Origin of the sequence: Pantoea hericii, from assembly GCF_014155795.1 — a bacterium.
GTDB lineage: Bacteria > Pseudomonadota > Gammaproteobacteria > Enterobacterales > Enterobacteriaceae > Pantoea > Pantoea eucalypti.
This window is the reverse complement of sequence record NZ_SCKV01000001.1, coordinates 31,946-52,445: the sequence shown is the minus strand read 5'-3', so window position 1 is coordinate 52,445 and position 20,500 is coordinate 31,946. Positions and strand designations below refer to the sequence as shown.

Sequence of the window (20,500 nt, the reverse complement as noted above, 5' to 3'; positions counted from 1 at the left end):
CCTCTCATAGCCCGTTCGCGCAGCGAACTAACACCAGCCCCAGCTCCGCAGCCCGCCCGTTCGCGCAGCGAACACTCCCCCTCGCCAGCGGCGAAAAACTTACCTGAAAGGCGGCTCATTGAACGTCCGCAACTTACGCGAATGCAACTTATCACCCTCGGCGCGCAGCAACTCAACCGCATGAATGCCAATCTGCAGATGCTCCGAAATCGCCCCTTCGTAGAAGCGGTTCGCCTGACCAGGCAGCTTAATCTCGCCGTGCAGCGGCTTATCCGAAACGCACAGCAGCGTGCCATACGGCACACGGAAGCGATAACCCTGCGCGGCAATAGTGGCGCTCTCCATATCGACTGCGACGGCGCGGCTCAGGTTAAAGCGCAGAGCCGACGCGGAGTAACGTAACTCCCAGTTGCGATCGTCAGTGGTCACCACGGTGCCAGTACGCAGACGCTGCTTCACCTCTTCGCCAGGCATATTACTCACAGCTTTTGTGGCGTCGTAGAGCGCGCGCTGCACTTCGGCAATGCTAGGCACCGGGATGTCTGGCGGAAGCACGCTGTCGAGCACGTGATCGTCACGCAGATAGGCGTGGGCCAGCACGTAATCGCCAATTCGCTGGCTCTCACGCAGACCGCCACAGTGACCAATCATCAGCCAGGCGTGAGGGCGCATTACCGCGAGATGATCGCAGATGGTTTTAGCATTCGACGGGCCGACGCCGATATTGATCAACGTAATACCACGGCGATTCGGCGAAGTCAGATGCCAGGCTGGCATCTGGTGCTTCTTCCACGCCAGATCAGAAAGCATCGACTCACTGTCGGCGGTGTCCGAGGTCAGCACTACATCGCCGGCACAGGCCAGGCTGTCGTAAGGGGTATTGGGATCACGTACCTGCTCAATCGCCCAGCGCACAAACTCGTCAACATAACGGGTGTAGTTAGTGAACAGCACAAACGGCTGGAAGTGCTCCACGCTGGTGCCGGTGTAATGACGCAGGCGGGCCAGCGAGAAGTCGGTGCGCAGTGCGTCAAAATGCGACAGCGGGAATTTGGCGTCAGCGTGGAACAGACCGTCGGTGGTCTCATCGCCAATCTGTGACAGCTCGGTGGTCGGGAAGTGGCGTGCAATACCGGCACTCATGGTGCGATCCAGTGACAGATCGGAGCCGTCGATCACGTAAGGATAGGGGATCTCCTGGCTGGACGGCACCACGTCAATCTCCAGCTGATACTCCTTCTCCAGCATTGCCAGCTGTTCCGCAATATAGTGACGCAGCAACGCCGGACGGGTGACGGTGGTGCTGTAACTGCCGGTGTGGGTAAAACGTCCCCAGGCACGTGTGCGGTTCTGCTGCGGGCCTTCGCCGTGCCAGGTGATGCGAAGCTCGGGGTAGACAAACAGTCCCGCTGCCCGATCGGCCTCATCCGGCAGCGTGCCGTTTTCGGTGAAGACTTTAATCGCCGCACGCAGCGCATCAACGGCACTGTCGTAGAGGCGTTCAAGTTCATCCAGCGCCTGCTGGCTGGTCAGGTTTTTCCGTAGTGTCGGCATGGTTTCTCCTTCCATTTTTTTCCGCAATTTGCCCCAAGCTTAGCGGGTTTGCTGCAGAGATTGGTGAAGAATCTGTGATTGCTGATTTTTCGCGCTAACGAAGCGGGAAATCTGAGCAGTACGGTTTTAAGGATGAGTCAGTCGCACTGAGTTCCGTTAAGTAAATCTTTACTATCAGACAGGATGATTAGCCGTCATTAACTGCGTTACGGATGACGAATGCGCCGTAAAGCAGCCTTATGCAAGCCGGCGGTAATCGATCATAACGTCAGGTAAATAATCAGAATTGCTACAGCGGACAGGGCGGTGAGGCAGAATCTGCCGTAACGGGATTAAAAAGTTTGTAACCATGATTAATTTGCGCCGGAAAGACTTTGCATATTTCTCAGCCCCCTATCATCATTAGATCTCCTATCCAGTCACTTCTGATTTGGTAATCCTTTGCAAAATCCCGGCGTAGCAGTGATGCAGGCGATCAGGCGCACGGCGTGGTATCCAAAACGCCGCTCTTATCGCACGCTCTACTGGCGTGAAATATCGCCACTGGCAGTGCCTATCTTCTTCGAGAACGCCTGTGTGTTGTTGATGGGCGTTCTGAGCACCTTCCTGGTCAGCTGGCTGGGTAAAGAGGCGATGGCAGGCGTGGGCCTGGCTGACAGCTTCAACATGGTGATCATCTCATTCTTTGCCGCCATCGATCTCGGCACCACGGTGGTGGTGGCGTTCAGCCTGGCAAAACGCAACGGGAAGCGCGCCCGCGCCGCCACGCGACAGTCGCTGGCTATGATGACGATACTTGCCTTTGTGCTGGTGATCGCCATTGAGTTCTGGGGCCATTTGATTGTCGATGCGATCGCCGGTGCAGCCGATCCCAAAGTGAAAGAACTGGCGCTGAGCTATCTGCAGACGTCCGCCTGGAGCTATCCGGCTGCGGCCATCACACTGATCGGCAGCGGGGCGCTGCGCGGTGCAGGCAACACCAAAATTCCGATGCTGATTAACGGCGGCATGAACATCCTGAACATCATCATCAGTAGCGTGCTGATTTATGGCTGCTTCTCGTGGGACGGTTTAGGCTTTGTCGGGGCCGGACTCGGACTTACCATCACCCGCTATATCGGGGCGATCGCGGTGATTTACGTGCTGATGATCGGCTTTAACGCCTCGCTGAAAATCACGCTATCGAGCTATTTCCGGCGCTGGAACAGCAGCATCCTGATGGAAGTTTTAGGCATAGGTGTGCCTGCCAGTATCGAGTCTGTGTTGTTCAACGGCGGCAAACTCCTGACCCAGGTCTTTGTTGCAGGGATGGGCACCAGTGAAATTGCCGGTAACTTCATCGCGTTCTCTGTTGCATCCCTGATCAACCTGCCGGGCAATGCGCTGGGCTCTGCATCCACCATTATTACTGGCACACGATTAGGCAGGAATCAGGTGTTCCAGGCGGAACGCCAGGTGCGGCATGTTTTCTGGCTGGCGACGGCATGTCTGAGTGCGATAGCGCTGTTGACCGTACCGCTGGCTGGGTTACTGGCCCGCTTCTATACCAGCGATCCGGAGGTGATAAACGTAACGAAGCACCTGCTCTGGCTTAACGCGCTCTTTATGCCGCTATGGGCCGCGTCCTGGGTGCTGCCCGCCGGACTTAAGGGCGCGCGTGATGCGCGTTACACCATGTATGTCTCAATGTTCAGCATGTGGTGCGCCCGTGTGGTGGCCGGTTATCTGCTCGGCATTGTGCTTGGGATGGGCGTCACCGGTGTCTGGCTGGGGATGTTCCTCGACTGGACGGTGCGCGGCATCTTCTTCTGGTGGCGGCTCAATAGCGGTAAGTGGCTCGATCGCTACCGGAAGATGATCGCCAAAACCGGTTAGCGTTCTGCTTACGCCTTCCCTGATTCTGGGGGAGGCGTTAAATCTCATTCCCGCCCCAAAAAATAACATCTCCGTCACATCTCCAGACTTCTGGTCCTAAATTCAGACAGTTGCACAAAGCCAGCCTCATCAGACGGGGTTAGCGTAATGCCTGCTGCGCACTGACGCAGAGACTACTTATCAAGGTGACCCTATGATCCGTCTCAAAACGGCGCTGGCACTTCTGCCGCTGCTGTGTAGCTGCCCGCTGTGGGCGACAACCTTTGTCTATGTGTCGAATGCTGAATCCGGCACCGTTTCCCGCTATCAGCTCAGTGAGGCGAACGGCAGCCTGAAATGGTGGGGCGATACGCCGGCCGGAAAAAAAATCATGCCGCTGGCGGCCAGCCCGGATGGTAAACATCTCTATGGTGCGCTGCGCAGTCCGCCTTATTCGATCATCAGCTGGCGCGTTACCGGGCCGCAGGGTGATTTGCAGAAACTGGCGGTAACGCCGGTTGCAGCCAGCTTCCCGTGGATTACCACTGATAAGAGCGGACGCTATCTGCTGGCCGCCTCCTATGACAGCGATATCGTCACCAGCAACCGGATTGATGACAAAGGGATTGTGACCGCGCAGGTCACGGGCGAAGTGAAAACCGGGCCCCATGCCCATTCCGTAATTACCGACGTCACTAACCATTCACTCTACGTTGGCAATCTTGGCGCGGATCGGGTGCTGCAATATACCTTTGCCAGTGACGGGGCCATCACGCCACTGGGCACCGGCTTTGTTCAGGGAGAGAAGAACAGCGGTGCGCGGCATTCGGTGATCTCGCCGGATAATCGTTTTCTCTATAACCTCACGGAAATGAGCGGCACCATCACCCAATTCCGGCGCGCGGCGGATGGCTCACTGACAGAGCTGAAACGCTGGCCAAATGCGGTGGCGAAGAAATATAACCTGCAGCATGGCGAGCAGCGCCCGGCGGGTTACAGCGATCCGACACCGCGCATCTGGGCGGCAGACATCAAAATTACGCCGGATGGGCAATTTATCTACGTGACCGAGCGCACCTCCAGCACCGTCAGCGGCTACCGGGTGGATAAACAATCCGGTGAGTTAACGCTAATCGGCAGCTGGCCGGTTGAAAAACAGCCGCGCAGTATAGCTATCGATGCAAAGGGCAAATGGCTGATCGTCAGCGGCGAGAAGAGTGCCGTGATTGGCAGTTACGCTATCGATCCTGCCAGCGGCGAACTGAAACGGGTCGCTGAAGCACCTGCTGGTAAAGGCGCGAACTGGGTGACGCTGATTACGCAGTAACAGACCTGTTTCTGGCGCTGACTAATCAGCCGGGCAGGCTGCTTATGCCATCTCCGGCATAAGCAGCGCAGAAATTTTTGCTTCAGATTGCGCGCACAAACAGGTTTACTCAGGTTATCAACCGATGCGGAGAACCTGAGATGAAACAGAAACTGATAGCCTGGTTTGAACAGCTGCTGAGTGGCCCCGGAGTGAGTCAGCATGGGCATGATATCAATGTCGAGCTGCTGCTGCCGCTGAGCCAGCTGTATGGGCTGGAATATTATCCGGCTGTGCATCGCTATCATGAAAAATAGTGGTTGTTGTGTTTTGTGTGTTTGAAGACCCGTAATCTGAGCGGGCTTTTTTACGCAAGGGGATTGAGAGGCTGAGTCCGTTGATGAGTAGAGGTTCAATTTGGCAAAAATGCACTCAGGCAAAACAATAATGACGTCTCCTGAACGTCTCTTACGCCACGAGTATCAATCTCAGATCTAAAAAGCCCGGCGTTTTTTCTTTGTGACAAGTTTGTGCCATAACGGCATCTACCGCTTATTGGCCAATAATGAAATGGAACAACCATTGCCAAAATGCATATCTGAAAAAGGGTGTGGGATGACGTGTTTTTAATTGAAAGGGGATAAATATGAAGGAAGGGATATCCAACGGGTATAAAGCAAAAAAGCAGATATCCGAAGATATCTGCTTTCTCTAATTCTGGCTCCTCTGACTGGACTCGAACCAGTGACATACGGATTAACAGTCCGCCGTTCTACCGACTGAACTACAGAGGAATCGTTTGAACGAGGCGAATATTAACGGCGTCGCTCTAAGGTGTCAACAGCAAAAAATACATTATCATTCAACTGGCTAGGTTTAACGCAAAGCGATCGGGATTTAAGCAGTTTGCGCCGTGTCAGTAGCGATCCGGGTCAGCGGATCCTGCTGATAAAACTGTCGCAGATGCTGATACATGGCGGGAAAGCGTTCTGCCAGCAGAACCGGGGCCGTAAAGAAATATTCTGAGAGCACAGCGAAGCACTCAGCCGGATCGCTGGCGGCATAAGGATCAATAGTGGCAGCCTGTTCGCCCACCAGCTCGACCTCACTCTCAATTTCTGCCATCGCGGCACGCAAATCCTTTTCCCACTGCGCCACGTCTCGCAGCGGTATCACCGGAACACCGCTGGTGTAACCACTGCCGCGCGCATCCAGCTTATGTGCCACCTCATGAATAACCAGATTAAAGCCGGAGAGGTCAAAGGAGTCCTGAATATCCAGCCAGTTGAGGACTACCGGTCCCTGTGTCCAGCTCTGTCCTGAGTGAACGGCAGGCGCACTGTGAACCAGCCCATGCTCATCCTGCCAGTGATCGTCGACCTCGAATGGCTCGGGATAGATCAGCACATCGTGAAAACCGTCCAGCCACTCCAGACCCAGCTTCAGGACAGGCAGAGAAAAGAGCAGGGCGATGCGCACGCTGCGCAGTTCATCAAGCTGTGCACCCTCGAGAGGCACCAGTTTTTTCTGCTGCAGAAAGCGCTTTGCCAGCTCAACCAACGCCTGTTGCTCGTCATTGCTGAGCAGGCTGAATACCGGCTGTGCCAGACCCTGCTGCCACGGTAATGTAGCCAGCATGTCGTCATGCGTTTTCCAGGGCCATTTAAACATCGCAACTCCCGCACAGAATCGGACTATTTCACTATCCTGACGCGGCAGATATAAAAATGCCAGCATCGAATGCTGGCACCAGTTGCTGGCTACAGGGCTGAAGGCTGTCTATTCAACCCGTTAGCGCGACCGTTGTCTGTGATTCAACCCGCAAAGCGCAGGGCTAAAGCATTAGTTGCGTTCGATGCGCTGAAATTCAATGACCCAGACCCAGGGATTCACTTCCCAGCTGGTCGCGCCGTACTGTTTTTCCCAGGCTTTGCGATACGCCTCTTTAGGCGATTCTGAGTTGGCGTTCATGGTGAAGAAGTTATTCAGGAAGTGCGAATCGGTCTGTACGCCCTCTGCCCGGATGTCATCTTCACTGATGTCCTGAATTTTCTCCGCGCGGACGCCGGTAATTTCGAGGTTGATACGGCTGGCCCAGCGAGGCATATGGATGGCGGTCTGCCAGCCAAACTCTTCGGCCTCTGGCGTACTCAGTGCATGCTGACCCAGCTCATTACTGTCGGCCCGATACTGGCAATATTCCGGCAGGCGAAACGGCGTCGGGTCACGTTCATATTCGGCCAGATCGCTCTCTGGCACCATTGGGCCACGCCAGGTTTCACGCACCCAGAGTATGTCACCCGGTTTGCCATAGGGGCATTGATAGCTGATGTCAGCCATCGACATCATTTTGTAGCCGTGCAGATGGTTAGCACTCACATCGAAGGCGTGCACGCCCTCGTGATGATCCTGTCCCGGACCGAAAGCCTGAGTTTTCATAATGCGCCGGGTTTGCGTTTGCTGGCCAACCAACAGGGCACGAACACGCTGTTCGGAAAAAAGAATCGGCCGTTCTTTCATTGATTACCTCTTTTTTATTAGTAGAACCCGGTTACTGCTGTAAACATCCATTCACGTCACATCTCAGAGTCATCATAAAAGCTTTAAATCATTTTGCTTAATAATTTGTCGCCTGACAGTCACTTTAAAGTTGTCACGTTGGGTATTAAAAAAACGCAAAATGCAAAAAGCGCACCAACGCTTTATATATCATGGACGCAACACGACGATTAGCCCGGATACAGTACGTTATAACGATAAAAATAGGAACCTTTTCAGACTTTTTCACCTGCTTTTGTGCACAGTTTTACAATTAAACACGTGACAAAAAAAAGTTAAACAGGGTCTGTATTATCGGTTAAACATCGACAAAACATTACAGCTGTTAAACTAATTTTCTTAGCAGCAATTCACTGAGGAAAGGCTGAAAACCGCCGAAATTGCGGTTATTGTGTAACAGAGATGCTATACAGATGATCCAGATCTCATTTTTCTGCCCGAAAAACTGGCAGCGCCGCTCTTTTCAACAGCACTGTAAAAAAAGTGTCATTAGCCAGTCGCTATGATGGCTTGCCGTTCGTGCACTGAACACGACAGAGAATCTGCTGTCGGTCACTACAGGGAGATAGACTATGTCACTCACACTCTGGCAATCTCGCTATGAAAGCTGGTTTCAGGCGAACTGGATCCACGACGACGGCGCGCACGATATTGCCCATTTACGGCGCGTCTGGATGAGCGCGCAGCGAATCATGACGGGTACACCCGCTGATCCATTGGTAGTGCTCACCGCCTGTTATTTTCACGATGTGGTTAATCTGCCAAAAAATCATCCGGAACGTCATCTCGCCTCAACCTATGCCGCCACGGAAACCCAGCGCATTCTGCAGCAGGACTTTCTCGATTTCCCTGCTGAGAAGATTGATGCGGTGATGCATGCCGTTAAAACTCACAGTTTCAGTGCTGGCATACCGCCTCAGACACTGGAAGCTAAAATCGTCCAGGATGCTGACCGGCTGGAGTCACTGGGCGCAATCGGACTGGCGCGCGTTTTTTACACGGCGGGTGCGCTGAATCGCCCGTTATTTGACAGTCAGGACCCGCTGGGCAGAGATCGCGAGCTGAATGATGTTAAGTGGACGCTGGACCATTTTCAGAAGAAGCTGTTGCGCCTGCCGGAAACCATGCACACCGAAACCGGCCGCATGTTAGCTGAGCATAACGCCGATTTCCTGGTGCGCTACATGGCGAAACTTTATGCCGAACTGCAGGGCAATCTGGTGGGGCTGGATGAGGGCGTACTGCGTGACTTCACCCCATTGAAAACTGAATATTAAATTTTTATGACAGTATATTAATCGAAACGGGCATCCGGTAGCGTGTAGCGATAACAAAAAGGAGCTGCCCGATGACCGAAACTGTTAATTTAACAATTAAAATTGATCCTGAGTTGAAAGAAACGATTAAACAGCTGGCGCTGGAAAACCAGATTTCAATGAGTCAGGAAATTGTGCAACGTTTGCAGGCCAGTCTGGAAACGCATCCCCATCCGGCGATTGATAATCAGGACATCACCGAAGAGGGGACTGAGGGATCAGGTGCCACTGACGTGAAATCCGATGGATTGAGCGCCAGCGAGTTGAAGCAGATTCGTCTGCTGCTCAAGAAACAGAGCAAGAAGAAGAAATAAAACAGAAACCCGTCGCAGGACGGGTTTTTTTATTTCAGAACCATTACGATTTCAGCTGACGTATATGTGGCAGCAGCAGCTGCGCGACTGCCGCAAACACCGGCACAACCACCGAGTTCCCAAACTGTTTATAAGCCTGCGTGTCCGAGACCGGAATGCGGAACGGCTCACGGCCAGGCACATCGAAGCCCATCAGACGGGCGCACTCGCGCGGGGAGAGACGACGGGGCCGTCGTGCCATATTGTCTGCATCCTGAAACGCTGCTTCGCCAACAGCGCTGTCCCAGCCGCGGTCAATCAGAATTTCTGAGCCATCTTTATAGTACCGCGCCGACAGCGTCCGCACGCAGCAATCAGGATTACGCGGATCGTTAAGACCAAAACCAAAGCCATTGCCTTTCGCTTTATGTTTTTTCGCATACTGGTAGAGGTAGCGCCATAACACCGGCGACAGAATATATTTGTCGTCTGGCGCGCGCTCCAGCAGGCTCTGCAGGCTGGGCACCTGCGCCGGATAGAAACGGCGAATGTCGCGTAGCGTAAAGTCCTGCTTCTTCAGGTCGCGGCGGATACCCACCAGCACAATGCGTTCGCGATGCTGTGGCAGAAAGTGACGCGCGTCGATCACTTTGGCGTCCGGGCTACCGGCTCCGGCATCGGCCACGTCATAGCCCAGCTCATCCAGCGTCTCCATGATAATGGCGAAGGTGCGGCCTTTATCATGGCTCTTAAGGTTTTTCACATTCTCCAGCACAAAGAAGGGCGGTTTCTTGGCGGCCAGAATACGGGCGACATCGAAAAACAGCGTGCCCTGCACCTGACACTCAAAACCGTGCGCGCGTCCCATCGCATTTTTCTTGCTGACGCCCGCCAGCGAAAAGGGCTGACAGGGAAAACCCGCCAGCAGTACCTGGTGATCAGGGATCGCCGCATCAATCGCGCGGTAAATCGCGTCGTCATCGGTCAGACCTTCCGGCTGGGTAACCTGACGGATATCGGTATTAAAGTGATGTTCCAGCGGATCGCTGTAGTGATTGGCTTTGTAAGTGCGAACCGCCTCTTTATTCCATTCACTGGTGAAGACGCACTTGCCGCCAATTGCCTCGAATCCTTTACGAATGCCGCCAATCCCGGCAAAAAGATCGATGAAACGAAACTCAGGATTATCATAATGGGCCGGTCGGGTCGGCAGCAGACTTTGCAGCAGCGACAGCTCCGCCTCGCACAACGGCGGCAAGGCGCTTTTACCCTGACGGATCCGGTTCAGCAGTGATGGCGTCCAGCAGGAAAACCCTGCCTGATGCAGGCGGGCCGTAAGATCACGAACTGAATAGATTGCCAGCACCTGCTGAACAAGCTCAGACGCGTCAGCAGATGAGGGTGCAGCAGAGAGTGGGGCAGCGAGAGCGGCGGAATGCATGCGTTTTTCCTTAACAGTAAGGCGCCTATGCTATCACTCCAGACGCTATGAGGAAATTGCCGGGATGTGCCCCGTGCCAGCGCCCCGGAAAGTTCTGTTTTTGCGGCATACTCTCCGAACTCATCCGGCGACAGCTTTCGCTTTTCGTGGCGCAGACTAAAGTTACAGAACCAGCAAAAAAGGAGAGGTTATGGCTGATGTTCACTCCAGCGAAACGCGCAGCAAAAATATGCGTGCTATTCGCGCTCAGGATACGGCCATTGAGCAACGTATTGCACTGTTGCTGAAAGACCGGGGATTCAGCTTTCGCGTGCAGGATAAAAACCTGCCGGGTCGGCCTGATTTCGTTCTGACAGAACAGCAGGCAATCATCTTTGTTCATGGCTGTTTCTGGCATCGCCATCACTGCTATCTGTTTAAGATGCCGGCGACGCGAACAGAGTTCTGGACCGGCAAAATCAACAGCAATGTTGAACGTGATCGGCGCTATGTGCGCCAGCTGCAGGAGGGCGGCTGGAAAGTACTGATCATCTGGGAGTGTGCGCTACGGGGCAAACTGCGCCTGACGGATCAGGATCTGCTGGAGCGGCTGGAGGAGTGGCTGATGGCGATGTCGGAGAGTGCCGAGGTCGACCATCAGGGTATTCATCATTACAACGCTGATTGCTAATCAGTAACATAATTGGTTAGATCTGCGCTTTCTCCGTGGCCAGGAGCCTAAATGAGCAGCATAAAACTGACGGTAAAACGCCTCTATCAGATTCGTGACGAGCGGATGGTTAACACCAAAGCGACTGCGCGGGTCTACTGCGGTGACAGGCTTATTGCCACGGAGGAGATTACCGGCATGACCGAAAGCCCAGTCAGCAAATATTTGCATGCTGAAGGCAAAGCAGGTGAGACGGTACGGGTGGAGTGGGATTGTGAGGGCATCGCAGAGATGACCGTTACGGAAATTGAGCGCTGCCCATGTTGTCAACATAACGAACCAGACTAAGGATAAGAATTTTGGCAGGCACCAGTTTACTGACTTTACTTGATGATATTGCAACACTTCTGGACGATATTTCCGTCATGGGGAAAGTGGCGGCAAAAAAAACCGCTGGCGTACTGGGCGACGATCTGTCGCTGAATGCACAGCAGGTCACCGGCGTAAAAGCCAATCGTGAGCTGCCTGTGGTCTGGGGCGTTGCCAAGGGCTCGTTCCTCAACAAACTGATCCTGGTGCCCATGGCGCTGGTCATCTCTGCGTTTGCGCCCTGGCTTATCACGCCGCTGCTGATGATTGGCGGGGCCTATCTCTGTTACGAAGGCGTTGAAAAGGTCATGCACACGCTACAACAGGATAAGCAGAGCAAATCACCGGAAGCGCGCAAGCAGCGACTTGACTCACTGGCTAAAGAGAATGCGGCCGAGTTCGAGAAGAAGAAGATCAAAGGGGCGGTGCGCACGGATTTCATTCTCTCTGCTGAAATTGTCGCGATTACCTTAGGGATTGTGTCGGACGCACCGCTGCTTAACCAGGTGATTATTCTGGCGGGCATCGCGATTCTGGTCACCATTGGCGTGTACGGCATCGTGGCCGCCATCGTGAAAATTGATGACCTTGGCTTCTGGCTGCGTGAAAAAACCTCGCGGCTTGCGCAGGGCATCGGCAGCGTGCTGCTGGCTGCAGCGCCCTGGTTGATGAAGATTCTTTCAGTGGTCGGCACCATCGCGATGTTCCTTGTGGGTGGTGGCATCGTGGTGCATGGCATTGAACCGCTGCATCACCTCATCGGGCAAGTCAGCAGCGGCTTTAACGGCTGGATCGCCATGCTCCTGAGTAATGGCGCAAACCTGGTGCTTGGTTTTATCATTGGGTCGATCGTGCTGTTAGTGGTTAACCTTATTGCCAGAGTGCGCGGAAAATCGGTATAAAGCGCACTGTGATTTACGGTCAGGAGAATGACGATGAACGACGACATGTTTGAATTTGATATCGACGCACAACTTGAGCAGGCTGAAGCGAAAGCGGAGAAAAAAGCCAGCGAAGTGCCGGATGATCTCGGCGACGAAGCCGATTGCGAAGGCTGTAAAATCTGACGTCAGCGTCAAGACTTCATCAAAGCGGATAAGTTTTTATCCGCTTTTTTTATTTTCCGCATATCCAGCTGATTAATTCCGAATTTGCCCTTTTTTTGCGTGCCTTAACAGGCAGGAACCTTCTTCGCCTGCTATAAAGAAAATAGTCACTCAGGTTAATAACACACAGGTAATCAAAGGAGCGCAATATGGTTTTCGCAATCAGTGAAGAAGTGCAGCACAAGGAACAGGGACAGACGATGGTGGTGACCGGCTTCGCGAGTGGCATGGTGGAATGCCGCTGGTACGACGGTTATGCTGTGCGCAGTGAAGCCTTTCGTAGTGATGAGCTGAGCGCCCTGAATCCTGAGCAACTGGCGAGCTAATAGCATACAGGCCTGTGGGTCCATTGACCCGCCAGGCCCGCTTAAAGTTTATTGATGGCCCGGCACGTCCCTGTGCCGTCCTGTTTCAGACATTCCCGTCGTTATCCTCTTCAACGGCCTGATAGATACGCTGCAGCACGTCCGGAAAAGCAGACTGGACACGGCTCCAGCTCGGTATAAACGGCTTATCGTTAGGTCGCTCAATAAAAGCCTGGCCCGCTTCCAGAATGGACTGGGTAAACATCTCTACTGCTGCCTCTTCCACATGCTGATCAAACTTCAGCCCGTTCATCGCCGCTTCGTGGTTATAGGTCTCCATCATATCCAGCGCATTACGGTAATAGGTTGCCTTCAAAACACGAAACGAGTCGCTGGTCAACGGCACACCCATGGTGGCGAGCTTACGCAGCAGTGACTGGACGATATCGCTGCTCATACGCTTCAGGCCGCCGGTGCCATCATCTTCCGCCAGTGGCTGATGCTTGTGATCGTAATTATCGGCGATTTCCACCTGGCACGACTGACGGGTGGTGTAGTTGCGGTAAATCTCTGACAGCACACCAATCTCAAGCCCCCAGTCGCCGGGGATTTTAATGCCGTTCAGCACATGGGTTCGCATAGCGAACTCGCCGGAGAGCGGATAGCGGAAGCTCGACAGATAATCCAGATATTCGGAATGGCCATAGACTTTCTGCAGCGAGCGCAGCAGCGGCCCGACCAGAAGACGGCCTACGCGGCCATTAAGCTTGCCATCCGCAACCCGCGCATAGAACCCTTTACAGAATTCATACTGAAACGCCGGGTTTGCCAGCGGGTAAAGCAGACGGGCCAGCATGCCGCGCTCATAGGTGACAATATCGCAGTCATGCAATGCCACACAGCTGGTGCGGTCCGACGCCAGGGTATAACCGGTACAAAACCAGACATTGCGGCCTTTACCCGGATTGGTGGGTGACAGACCCTCTTTATCCAGTTCCGCATCGATCGCCTTGAGGCGTGGGCCATCGTTCCACAGAATGCGATGCCGTTGCGGCAGACGGGAGAAGAATTCGCGGGCAAACAGGAACTGGTCGCGGTCGGCACGGTCCAGACCAATCACGATTTCATCCAGATAAGGCACTTTAGCCAGTTCATCAACGATTTTTGTCAGCGCCGGGCCTTCAAGTTCAGAAAATAGCGATGGCAGGATCAGCCCCATTTTGCGTTTGCGGGCAAAGCGTACCATCTCTTTTTCCAGCGACTCCACACTGCGGTGGGTAAGGTTGTGGAAGTTAGTGATTACGCCATTCTGGTAAAAGTCACTCATCGCATCATCCTTTTAATGCCCGTGGGCAGCTTATTGAGATTGAGTCAGAAAATAGTCCAGCCCTTCACGCCAGCCTTCAGGGCCATGATGAGCCGTGTGATAAACCTGAGCAGGGTCGGTCCGGCTGAGTGTCACCGGCGTTTTACTGTAGCCTTTAATCACCACGGCATAATCAACCGCATCCAGCATCGGCGCATCATTAGGCCCGTCGCCCAGGCCGATTGTGGTGCGTGTCTCTCCGGGGAAGTGATCCAGCAGCCAGCGTAGCGCTTCGCCTTTGCCGCTCCCGGCGGGCAGGACATGCCAGAAACGTCCGCCCTGGGTCAGCGCCAGGCCTTGAGCGCGTAGTGCGTCATGAAAACGATCAAAGGCTTCGTCACTGTCGCGCCAGACAATGACTTCAGAAGCGTCGCGCTGACGGGACAGCGCTGATTCCGCTTCGCTTAATCCAGTCATTGAGGCAACTTCCGGATCAGAGAAGTCATGAAAACCGGTAAAGCGAAAATCTTTTTTTAAAGCAGCCAGGCGCAGACAGAGGTTGTCATAAGTCAGCGTGTTATCAGGCAGGCGAATCCGCTGTTGATCCTGTGTCTGTATCACTGCGCCATTCTCAGCAATAAACGGCGAACCGCTGATGCCGAGCCTTTTTTGCAGCGGAATAATTTCGGCCGCTGTTTTGCTGGAACAGATCACCAGCGGAACCGCATGGTGTTTCAGCGTGTTGAGCCACTCGGTGGCCGCATCCCAGCGATAGGTATGATGGTCCAGTAGTGAACCATCCAGATCGGTAATAACCATTAACGGTTGGTGGAGATCGGGCATTAACAGGCTCCTTTCATCACGTTCGCGGCTAAAGCGGCGATTTTTCAATATTATAGTTGAATATGGCTCACACTTTTTTTCCTGCGTCATTGGCCCGAAATCCAGGATAATTCTTAAAACCAGGTCGCAATAATCCGAGGGATGCATGAAGTGTGCGGGGCGCAATGACCAGCTGGCGCGGTGTTTCCGGTAACATTTTTCCATATCTGTCTGACATGTTGCAAAAATGTGCATATCTGATGCTTGTTTCAATCCAGGGATAGGGTAATCTGCAGAGGTGTTAAGAATTCCCTGGTGTAACGAATGAGTTTTTTACCCGGCCTTCCCGCCGGGTATTTTTTTGAAATCGATTTCAGCCATCAAATTCTCAGGCGCGATAATTCGAAATGTCGATCTCAAACGCCTCTGCCAGTTCGGTGTAGGAGTGAAAAACCCGGCCTTCAACTTCCAGCCGTGGCTGCTGGTCCTGATCCATATACTCCCGAATCTCTCCAGACGTTCTGGCCTGAATAGCCGTTAGTAAACCCTCGATATCAACCTGTAAATCTGAAGGCTGACCCTCGCTGTGCTGCATTTCGTCTTTCATTTTCTGACTCCTGAGAGCAAACAGAATATTGAGTATAGAACCTGATGCAGAAAGGCGGGCGCGGGCAAATTTCAGGCAAAAAAAAGCCCGCGCTGCGCGGGCAAAATCCTTGTTACTTGCATGTTGGCTGCACCTATTGGGGTGGTGCAGTCAGGGAAGTGTATAGGCGAGGCGCGTAAGAAATCTTGCGGTAAAACGTTAAAATACTGCAAAACTTTATCCTTACTCAGATTTACCTGACTTTATGTCCTGACAGAGCATATTCAGCTATAGTTGATAATAAAGCTGATTTTTATCAATACCTAAAGGAATGGTCATGGACATTTTACGAATTATTATCGCGATATTGCTGCCACCACTGGGCGTGTTTATGCAGGTTGGTTTTGGCGGCGCATTCTGGCTGAACATCCTGCTGACGATCTGTGGTTATATCCCGGGCATCATTCACGCCGTCTGGGTTATTGCCCGCCGGTAACGCGCTGCATTGGCACGGTTCTTCGTTTAGACTGTATTCAGGATATTATCTGGAGAACCGAAATGAAGGTAAATGACCGCGTCAGCGTTAAAACCGATGGCGGCCCACGTCGCACAGGCAACATTCTGGCTATGGAGCCATTCAATGAAGGCACTATGTTTTTAGTGGCGCTGGAAGATTACCCATTGGGTATCTGGTTTTTCAATGAAACAAACCAGCCGGATGGCATTTTTGTAGAGCCTTGCCACGATGCCTGAACCTGAGGCGCAATAAAAAAGCCGCGTTCCGGTATACGGAAACGCGGCTTTTTGCTGTTGGTAATCCCCCGGCAGTCGTCGCCCGCCCGGGATGATTGCCGAAGAGCTTAGAAGGTTTCCCAGTTATCAGTACCGGTGGCGAGCGCAGGACGTGCTGCCAGTGCCGGTGTTTTGAGTGGTGCAGCGGCGCGTGGAGCCACACCTGCGGTAGCGGGGGAATTGTGCAGGCGGAATGCGGCCACCGCCTGTGTTAATTTACCGGCCTGATCTTCAAGCGAGGCTGCTGCGGCTGAAGCTTCTTCCACCAGAGAGGTGTTCTGCTGGGTAACGTTATCCATCTCGGTAACCGCCTGGCTCACCTGCTGAATGCCACGGCTCTGTTCATCCGACGCTGCGGCAATCTCTGACATAATGTCGGTGACGCGACGGACTGCTTCTACAATTTCACCCATCGTGTTCCCGGCCGCGCCGACCTGATGCGAACCGTCATTGATCAGCGTAACCGACTCCGCTATTAAAGATTCTATCTCTTTAGCAGCCTGCGCACTGCGCTGGGCCAGATTTCGCACTTCGCTCGCTACCACCGCAAAACCACGTCCCTGTTCACCGGCCCGTGCCGCTTCAACCGCCGCGTTCAGCGCCAGAATATTGGTCTGGAACGCAATGCTATTAATGACATTGGTGATCTCAGCGATTTTCTTCGAGCTGCCGGAAATATTGGTCATGGTTTTCACGACATTATTGACCAGATCGCCTCCGCTGCGCGCTTTGCCTGAGGCATCTGCGGCGAGTTGACTGGCGTGATGCGCATTCTCGGCGTTCTGTTTCACTGTGGCGGTAAGTTGTTCCATGCTGGCTGCGGTCTGCTCCAGTGCCGCTGCCTGCTGCTCGGTACGGGATGAGAGATCGGTGTTACCGGCTGATATTTCGCTGGAACCCTGATAAATGGCCACTGCGCCTTCACGCACCGTACCCACGGTGGTCACCAGCGACTGCTGCATCAGCTGCAGATTGTGGATCAGTGTACCAATCTCACTGCGACCAAAGGGCAGGGGGGCGGAGGTCAGATCGCCCTGCGCAATACGCTCGATACGCAGCACAGACTGACGCAGGGGGCTAATGACCACGCGGCGCAGGAACACAAAGGTCAGCAGCACCAGCACCAGTGCGGCACTGAACGCCACAGCCATTGAGATAAAGCCGATGCGCGATTGCTGATCCGCTTCAGCGGTAATGGCATTGGCGCGGTCAGTACGAATCTTGATCGCTTTGAGTAATACCGCGTTGTACTCGTCATCCAGCTTGCGGGTAACGTCCGTCTCCTGAGCGATAATGCCCTCAAAACTGCCCTGTTTACCGGAATCGATCATCGGTATCAGGCCTTTATTGATGTAATTGTTGAAGCGGGTCTGCAGTGTGGCGTCCAGTTCAACGTCTGCTGGCGTCTTCACTACACGCGCCATATAGACCGCGAACCCCTGCTTTGCCTGTTGAATACGTTTTTCAGCGGCGGCGATATTGGCACGAAAATCGTCCATTTCACCGATACGCGCGGCGGCACCCGCCTGAATAATGGTCAGTCGCGCAGTACGCAGGTGGTTTGAACTGTTAGAAAGGCCCATACGAACCTGAATTTCGTCCGTGGCATCATCAAGTGAGTGGTTGCTTAAAATCAGAAAGTAACTGGCGACACCAATGCAGAGTGCGAACAGCAGCAAAATGCCGCCGAAGATCAGGCTAAACAGCGGCACCAGGCGGAGATTCTGCCAGATGCCAGCGCTTTTCTGTCCATCATTATCTAATGCAGTGTTCATATCCTTGCTCTCTTGAGGCTGTTGTTATAAGGCATAACATCGGCAAAAGAGCGAAAAAGGTTAGCAGTAAGAATGAGACATGGATCGCAATTTAGTGCAAAAAAAAACCGGCCATAGCGGCCGGTTCTTCAGGATTTACGATCAGCGAATATTAACGTAAATACCCGAGGTCACATTATCGGTCAAACGCACCACATGATAAATAACCTGCTTATTATGGGTTTTGATTTTGCGTTTAATATTACCTTTGTGTGACGATACCGTTTTGGCCTTAATTTGCATTTTATCTGAGATCTGAATGGTATCATGACCTGACATCCACATCTTCAGCATGTTTGACTCAGTCTGGCTCAACGTTAATGGATGAACATCCATGCCAGAAGAGATGCGTGCAGACTGGTTAAGCTTCTTCTGCAAATAGGTGCCGAGTAAGGAGTCCAGGGTCGATGTCTTCATCGATTTTGATGTAATAATCAGGTTCTTACGAACGTAGAGATATTCCTCAAAATGGATATTGCTAATCGCCATGAATATAAAGAACAGTGTGTCCGGATGCTGCGTAATAATACTGCGAATACGTTCACTGGAATCTGACTCATGAATGAAACAATCTTCATTAATAAAGACGACACCAGGATTTAATTGCTCACATTTCTGCTGTAGTTGCTCAATATCGGAGACAGAAGAGATATTTTTCTTCTTAACTCCTTTTAAAGACATATAGTCTGATAATCCCAGGCGTGTGTAGTTGCAGGAATCCATAATAATAGTTGGCATAATAGCGACCCTCACCAATTTGTTATCCGTTTAAATCAACGATGAATACGCGTTGCGGTACGAGAGAGATTTCTTAGATACTTTTTATTCTGCTCGTGCAGTTTGGCAACAGGCAACCGCCCGTAAAAGTCTTCATCCCTGACCCGTTCTGCAAAAATTTTGTGCCGCCATGACGTCACACACTCTCCGACCATGGCGGGGGAGTGCCAGTGAAGTGTCGGAAGCAGTAAGACGCATTTTTGAGAGCTGTATCACTATCCTAGAAAACAAAGCGTTTTCTGATAGGACAATTCTCAAAAACATTTGTTTTACGAAAGTGTGAAGTCTCAGCGTGCGTTGACAATGCCGGAAAAACACTTTTTTAACAAGAAAAATCACTTAAAGAATTTTTTCTTGTAAATACAGTGATTTGCCGATTTAGCCTGCACATTCACAGTCTGACCGCTTCTGTGAACCACCCAACTAAAATACGCGAAGCCCGGTTTAATAAGAATTATTTTCAGACTCTGCGCACGTTTATCAGAATTTCCTTAGTTGCATTCTGGAAAACATGGTTCTGAAGATGCATGGATGGTTTTGTGATACTTAAGTGTCATTTTGCAAAGGTAGTTAGAAACTTAATGTTCAGGGACGGGATAGTTCTGTCAGGAACAGGGCGAGTAAATCAAAAATTTCTCCGAATAAACGTTCACAGAACGGGGCTAGCAGGGGCATCAGCAAGCTGATGGTTAAAATTCCAACTGATAAGGTAATAGGGAAGCCAATTGCGAAGATTGATAACTGTGGTGAAACACGATTTAACAAACCCAGTACCAGATTTACCATGAGTAACAAAACGATTAAGGGCAGCGCTAACATCATGCCGTTAAGGAAAATTAATCCGCCCGACTTCACCAGTGCCATGAACGCGTTGGCATTTACCGGCTCACCGCCAATCGGCAGCGTATGAAAACTGTCCACCAGCAGCGAAATCAGCCACAGATGCCCGTTAAAGGTCAGGAACAGCAGCATCGCCAGCATGTCGAGAAAACGGGCCAGCACTGGCATGTTCAGGCGGCTGCCGGGATCGAAAAAGGTGGCGAACGAGATGCCCATCTGCAAACCAATCACTTCACCGGCAAGGCGCACAGCCGCAAACGCGAACTGCATGGTGAAGCCGAGGGCAATACCTATCAGCATCTGCTGAATCAGCAGCAGAAAGCCGGGAGGTGAAAACAGCGTCACATTAACAGCCGGTAACAGCGGCATGACCAGCCAGGTGATCATCACCGCCAGACCGATTTTGACACGCTTGCTGATAGATCGTTCATTGAGGATGGGAGCAGTGGCGAATAATGCCATGATGCGCACCAGAGGCCAGAAGAACTGGCTGACCCAATGAACCAACTGGCTGCTATCGAGAGTAATCATCAGCCGATGATGTATGGCAGGTTAGTAAAGACGGTACGGATATAATCCAGCAGCAGATTCAGCATCCACGGACCGGCAATGATACCGGTGGTGGCAACGGCCAGAATCTTAGGAATAAAGGATAAGGTCTGTTCGTTGACCTGCGTCGCCGCCTGGATCAGGCTGATCAGCAGGCCACTGACCAGGGCTGCCAGCAGCAGCGGGGCGGCCAGCATCAGGGCGACGCGCATCGCTTCCTGTCCCATTACCATTACTGATTCAGGTGTCATATGTTGCTCCG

The 20,500-nt window shown here is 52.6% G+C and carries 23 protein-coding genes and 1 tRNA gene; 12 read left to right on the top strand and 12 right to left on the bottom strand.

The features are described 5' to 3' along the window. Positions 1–99: 99 nt before the first annotated feature. Positions 100–1,554, bottom strand: coding sequence for an AMP nucleosidase (locus H7K52_RS00305; RefSeq protein ID WP_008926890.1), 1,455 nt, complete (start codon positions 1,552–1,554; stop codon positions 100–102). 465 nt (positions 1,555–2,019) lie between these two features. On the opposite strand from H7K52_RS00305, the gene H7K52_RS00300 reads away from it, so the two are divergent. From H7K52_RS00300 to H7K52_RS00290, 3 genes are all read left to right on the top strand, one after another. Further along, positions 2,020–3,429: an EmmdR/YeeO family multidrug/toxin efflux MATE transporter gene (locus tag H7K52_RS00300; RefSeq protein ID WP_003854424.1), complete on the top strand. Its 1,410-nt coding sequence runs from the start codon at positions 2,020–2,022 to the stop codon at positions 3,427–3,429. A gap of 193 nt (positions 3,430–3,622) precedes the next feature. Then, positions 3,623–4,735, top strand: a complete 1,113-nt coding sequence (locus tag H7K52_RS00295) for a lactonase family protein (RefSeq protein ID WP_105099042.1) — start codon at positions 3,623–3,625, stop codon at positions 4,733–4,735. Positions 4,736–4,875: 140 nt separating this feature from the next. Continuing rightward, complete coding sequence (locus H7K52_RS00290; protein WP_003854427.1) at positions 4,876–5,031, top strand: hypothetical protein; 156 nt, start codon at positions 4,876–4,878, stop codon at positions 5,029–5,031. A 401-nt stretch (positions 5,032–5,432) separates the two neighbouring features. Here H7K52_RS00290 and H7K52_RS00285 read toward each other — a convergent pair. From H7K52_RS00285 to H7K52_RS00275, 3 genes are all read right to left on the bottom strand, one after another. Then, a tRNA-Asn gene (locus tag H7K52_RS00285) sits at positions 5,433–5,508 on the bottom strand. A 103-nt stretch (positions 5,509–5,611) separates the two neighbouring features. Next, positions 5,612–6,385 (bottom strand): DgsA anti-repressor MtfA, encoded by a 774-nt coding sequence (gene mtfA, locus H7K52_RS00280; RefSeq protein WP_008926889.1) that lies wholly within the window; start codon positions 6,383–6,385, stop codon positions 5,612–5,614. A 171-nt stretch (positions 6,386–6,556) separates the two neighbouring features. Further along, a complete protein-coding gene (locus tag H7K52_RS00275) occupies positions 6,557–7,234 on the bottom strand; it encodes an ASCH domain-containing protein (RefSeq protein WP_003854430.1) in 678 nt (225 codons plus the stop codon). Positions 7,235–7,845: 611 nt separating this feature from the next. On the opposite strand from H7K52_RS00275, the gene H7K52_RS00270 reads away from it, so the two are divergent. Both H7K52_RS00270 and H7K52_RS00265 read left to right on the top strand, forming a co-directional pair. Beyond that, positions 7,846–8,550 carry a phosphohydrolase gene (locus H7K52_RS00270; protein ID WP_003854432.1) on the top strand — a complete coding sequence of 235 codons (705 nt, stop codon included), beginning with the start codon at positions 7,846–7,848 and terminating at the stop codon, positions 8,548–8,550. 71 nt (positions 8,551–8,621) lie between these two features. Then, positions 8,622–8,903 carry an Arc family DNA-binding protein gene (locus H7K52_RS00265; protein WP_003854433.1) on the top strand — a complete coding sequence of 94 codons (282 nt, stop codon included), beginning with the start codon at positions 8,622–8,624 and terminating at the stop codon, positions 8,901–8,903. 43 nt (positions 8,904–8,946) lie between these two features. Here the strand turns inward: H7K52_RS00265 and dcm are convergent, their stop codons facing one another. After that, on the bottom strand, positions 8,947–10,323 hold the full coding sequence (gene dcm / locus H7K52_RS00260; protein WP_039659965.1) for a DNA (cytosine-5-)-methyltransferase: 1,377 nt from the start codon (positions 10,321–10,323) through the stop codon (positions 8,947–8,949). A gap of 190 nt (positions 10,324–10,513) precedes the next feature. On the opposite strand from dcm, the gene H7K52_RS00255 reads away from it, so the two are divergent. From H7K52_RS00255 to H7K52_RS00240, 5 genes are all read left to right on the top strand, one after another. After that, positions 10,514–10,993 carry a very short patch repair endonuclease gene (locus H7K52_RS00255; protein WP_003854438.1) on the top strand — a complete coding sequence of 160 codons (480 nt, stop codon included), beginning with the start codon at positions 10,514–10,516 and terminating at the stop codon, positions 10,991–10,993. Positions 10,994–11,044: 51 nt separating this feature from the next. Next, positions 11,045–11,320, top strand: coding sequence for a hypothetical protein (locus tag H7K52_RS00250; protein WP_003854439.1), 276 nt, complete (start codon positions 11,045–11,047; stop codon positions 11,318–11,320). An 11-nt stretch (positions 11,321–11,331) separates the two neighbouring features. After that, entirely contained in the window at positions 11,332–12,243 is a 912-nt protein-coding gene (locus H7K52_RS00245; RefSeq protein WP_003854441.1) for a DUF808 family protein, read from the top strand. Between the two features lie 33 nt (positions 12,244–12,276). Next, on the top strand, positions 12,277–12,408 hold the full coding sequence (locus H7K52_RS18885; RefSeq protein WP_003854444.1) for a hypothetical protein: 132 nt from the start codon (positions 12,277–12,279) through the stop codon (positions 12,406–12,408). Between the two features lie 188 nt (positions 12,409–12,596). Then, a complete protein-coding gene (locus tag H7K52_RS00240; RefSeq protein WP_003854445.1) occupies positions 12,597–12,773 on the top strand; it encodes a YodC family protein in 177 nt (58 codons plus the stop codon). An 85-nt stretch (positions 12,774–12,858) separates the two neighbouring features. On the opposite strand, the gene H7K52_RS00235 is transcribed toward H7K52_RS00240, so the two are convergent. From H7K52_RS00235 to H7K52_RS00225, 3 genes are all read right to left on the bottom strand, one after another. Next, a complete protein-coding gene (locus tag H7K52_RS00235) occupies positions 12,859–14,079 on the bottom strand; it encodes a glycosyltransferase family protein (RefSeq protein WP_003854447.1) in 1,221 nt (406 codons plus the stop codon). Between the two features lie 30 nt (positions 14,080–14,109). Beyond that, the gene (locus tag H7K52_RS00230) at positions 14,110–14,901 is read right to left on the bottom strand and encodes a mannosyl-3-phosphoglycerate phosphatase-related protein (protein ID WP_110411317.1); all 792 of its coding nucleotides are present in this window, start codon (positions 14,899–14,901) and stop codon (positions 14,110–14,112) included. 367 nt (positions 14,902–15,268) lie between these two features. Further along, positions 15,269–15,487: a DUF2525 domain-containing protein gene (locus H7K52_RS00225; RefSeq protein WP_003854453.1), complete on the bottom strand. Its 219-nt coding sequence runs from the start codon at positions 15,485–15,487 to the stop codon at positions 15,269–15,271. 316 nt (positions 15,488–15,803) lie between these two features. Here H7K52_RS00225 and H7K52_RS00220 point away from each other — a divergent pair, with 316 nt between their 5' ends. Then, positions 15,804–15,962 carry a YqaE/Pmp3 family membrane protein gene (locus H7K52_RS00220; protein ID WP_003854456.1) on the top strand — a complete coding sequence of 53 codons (159 nt, stop codon included), beginning with the start codon at positions 15,804–15,806 and terminating at the stop codon, positions 15,960–15,962. A gap of 62 nt (positions 15,963–16,024) precedes the next feature. After that, the gene (dsrB, locus tag H7K52_RS00215) at positions 16,025–16,219 is read left to right on the top strand and encodes a protein DsrB (RefSeq protein ID WP_039659969.1); all 195 of its coding nucleotides are present in this window, start codon (positions 16,025–16,027) and stop codon (positions 16,217–16,219) included. Positions 16,220–16,326: 107 nt separating this feature from the next. Here dsrB and H7K52_RS00210 read toward each other — a convergent pair whose 3' ends face one another. From H7K52_RS00210 to fliQ, 4 genes are all read right to left on the bottom strand, one after another. Next, entirely contained in the window at positions 16,327–18,033 is a 1,707-nt protein-coding gene (locus H7K52_RS00210) for a methyl-accepting chemotaxis protein (protein WP_182629482.1), read from the bottom strand. A 141-nt stretch (positions 18,034–18,174) separates the two neighbouring features. Then, entirely contained in the window at positions 18,175–18,810 is a 636-nt protein-coding gene (rcsA, locus tag H7K52_RS00205) for a transcriptional regulator RcsA (RefSeq protein ID WP_008926881.1), read from the bottom strand. Between the two features lie 624 nt (positions 18,811–19,434). Then, positions 19,435–20,220, bottom strand: a complete 786-nt coding sequence (fliR, locus tag H7K52_RS00200; protein WP_003854464.1) for a flagellar biosynthetic protein FliR — start codon at positions 20,218–20,220, stop codon at positions 19,435–19,437. After that, a complete protein-coding gene (fliQ, locus tag H7K52_RS00195; RefSeq protein ID WP_003854466.1) occupies positions 20,220–20,489 on the bottom strand; it encodes a flagellar biosynthesis protein FliQ in 270 nt (89 codons plus the stop codon). The genes fliR and fliQ overlap by 1 nt, the downstream gene beginning before the upstream one ends. Between the last annotated feature and the right edge of the window lie 11 nt (positions 20,490–20,500).

What these genes read in the sequence shown, in the direction of transcription:
- H7K52_RS00290 (WP_003854427.1), top strand. Translation starts at nt 4,876, where the DNA reads ATGAAACAGAAACTGATAGCCTGGTTTGAACAGCTGCTGAGTGGCCCC.
- fliR (WP_003854464.1), bottom strand. Translation starts at nt 20,220, where the DNA reads ATGATTACTCTCGATAGCAGCCAGTTGGTTCATTGGGTCAGCCAGTTC.
- H7K52_RS00220 (WP_003854456.1), top strand. Translation starts at nt 15,804, where the DNA reads ATGGACATTTTACGAATTATTATCGCGATATTGCTGCCACCACTGGGC.
- H7K52_RS00305 (WP_008926890.1), bottom strand. Translation starts at nt 1,554, where the DNA reads ATGCCGACACTACGGAAAAACCTGACCAGCCAGCAGGCGCTGGATGAA.
- H7K52_RS00295 (WP_105099042.1), top strand. Translation starts at nt 3,623, where the DNA reads ATGATCCGTCTCAAAACGGCGCTGGCACTTCTGCCGCTGCTGTGTAGC.
- H7K52_RS00275 (WP_003854430.1), bottom strand. Translation starts at nt 7,234, where the DNA reads ATGAAAGAACGGCCGATTCTTTTTTCCGAACAGCGTGTTCGTGCCCTG.
- H7K52_RS00255 (WP_003854438.1), top strand. Translation starts at nt 10,514, where the DNA reads ATGGCTGATGTTCACTCCAGCGAAACGCGCAGCAAAAATATGCGTGCT.
- H7K52_RS00250 (WP_003854439.1), top strand. Translation starts at nt 11,045, where the DNA reads ATGAGCAGCATAAAACTGACGGTAAAACGCCTCTATCAGATTCGTGAC.
- rcsA (WP_008926881.1), bottom strand. Translation starts at nt 18,810, where the DNA reads ATGCCAACTATTATTATGGATTCCTGCAACTACACACGCCTGGGATTA.
- dsrB (WP_039659969.1), top strand. Translation starts at nt 16,025, where the DNA reads ATGAAGGTAAATGACCGCGTCAGCGTTAAAACCGATGGCGGCCCACGT.
- mtfA (WP_008926889.1), bottom strand. Translation starts at nt 6,385, where the DNA reads ATGTTTAAATGGCCCTGGAAAACGCATGACGACATGCTGGCTACATTA.
- H7K52_RS00270 (WP_003854432.1), top strand. Translation starts at nt 7,846, where the DNA reads ATGTCACTCACACTCTGGCAATCTCGCTATGAAAGCTGGTTTCAGGCG.
- H7K52_RS00235 (WP_003854447.1), bottom strand. Translation starts at nt 14,079, where the DNA reads ATGAGTGACTTTTACCAGAATGGCGTAATCACTAACTTCCACAACCTT.
- H7K52_RS00265 (WP_003854433.1), top strand. Translation starts at nt 8,622, where the DNA reads ATGACCGAAACTGTTAATTTAACAATTAAAATTGATCCTGAGTTGAAA.
- fliQ (WP_003854466.1), bottom strand. Translation starts at nt 20,489, where the DNA reads ATGACACCTGAATCAGTAATGGTAATGGGACAGGAAGCGATGCGCGTC.
- H7K52_RS00225 (WP_003854453.1), bottom strand. Translation starts at nt 15,487, where the DNA reads ATGAAAGACGAAATGCAGCACAGCGAGGGTCAGCCTTCAGATTTACAG.
- H7K52_RS00300 (WP_003854424.1), top strand. Translation starts at nt 2,020, where the DNA reads ATGCAGGCGATCAGGCGCACGGCGTGGTATCCAAAACGCCGCTCTTAT.
- H7K52_RS00230 (WP_110411317.1), bottom strand. Translation starts at nt 14,901, where the DNA reads ATGCCCGATCTCCACCAACCGTTAATGGTTATTACCGATCTGGATGGT.
- H7K52_RS00210 (WP_182629482.1), bottom strand. Translation starts at nt 18,033, where the DNA reads ATGAACACTGCATTAGATAATGATGGACAGAAAAGCGCTGGCATCTGG.
- H7K52_RS18885 (WP_003854444.1), top strand. Translation starts at nt 12,277, where the DNA reads ATGAACGACGACATGTTTGAATTTGATATCGACGCACAACTTGAGCAG.
- dcm (WP_039659965.1), bottom strand. Translation starts at nt 10,323, where the DNA reads ATGCATTCCGCCGCTCTCGCTGCCCCACTCTCTGCTGCACCCTCATCT.
- H7K52_RS00240 (WP_003854445.1), top strand. Translation starts at nt 12,597, where the DNA reads ATGGTTTTCGCAATCAGTGAAGAAGTGCAGCACAAGGAACAGGGACAG.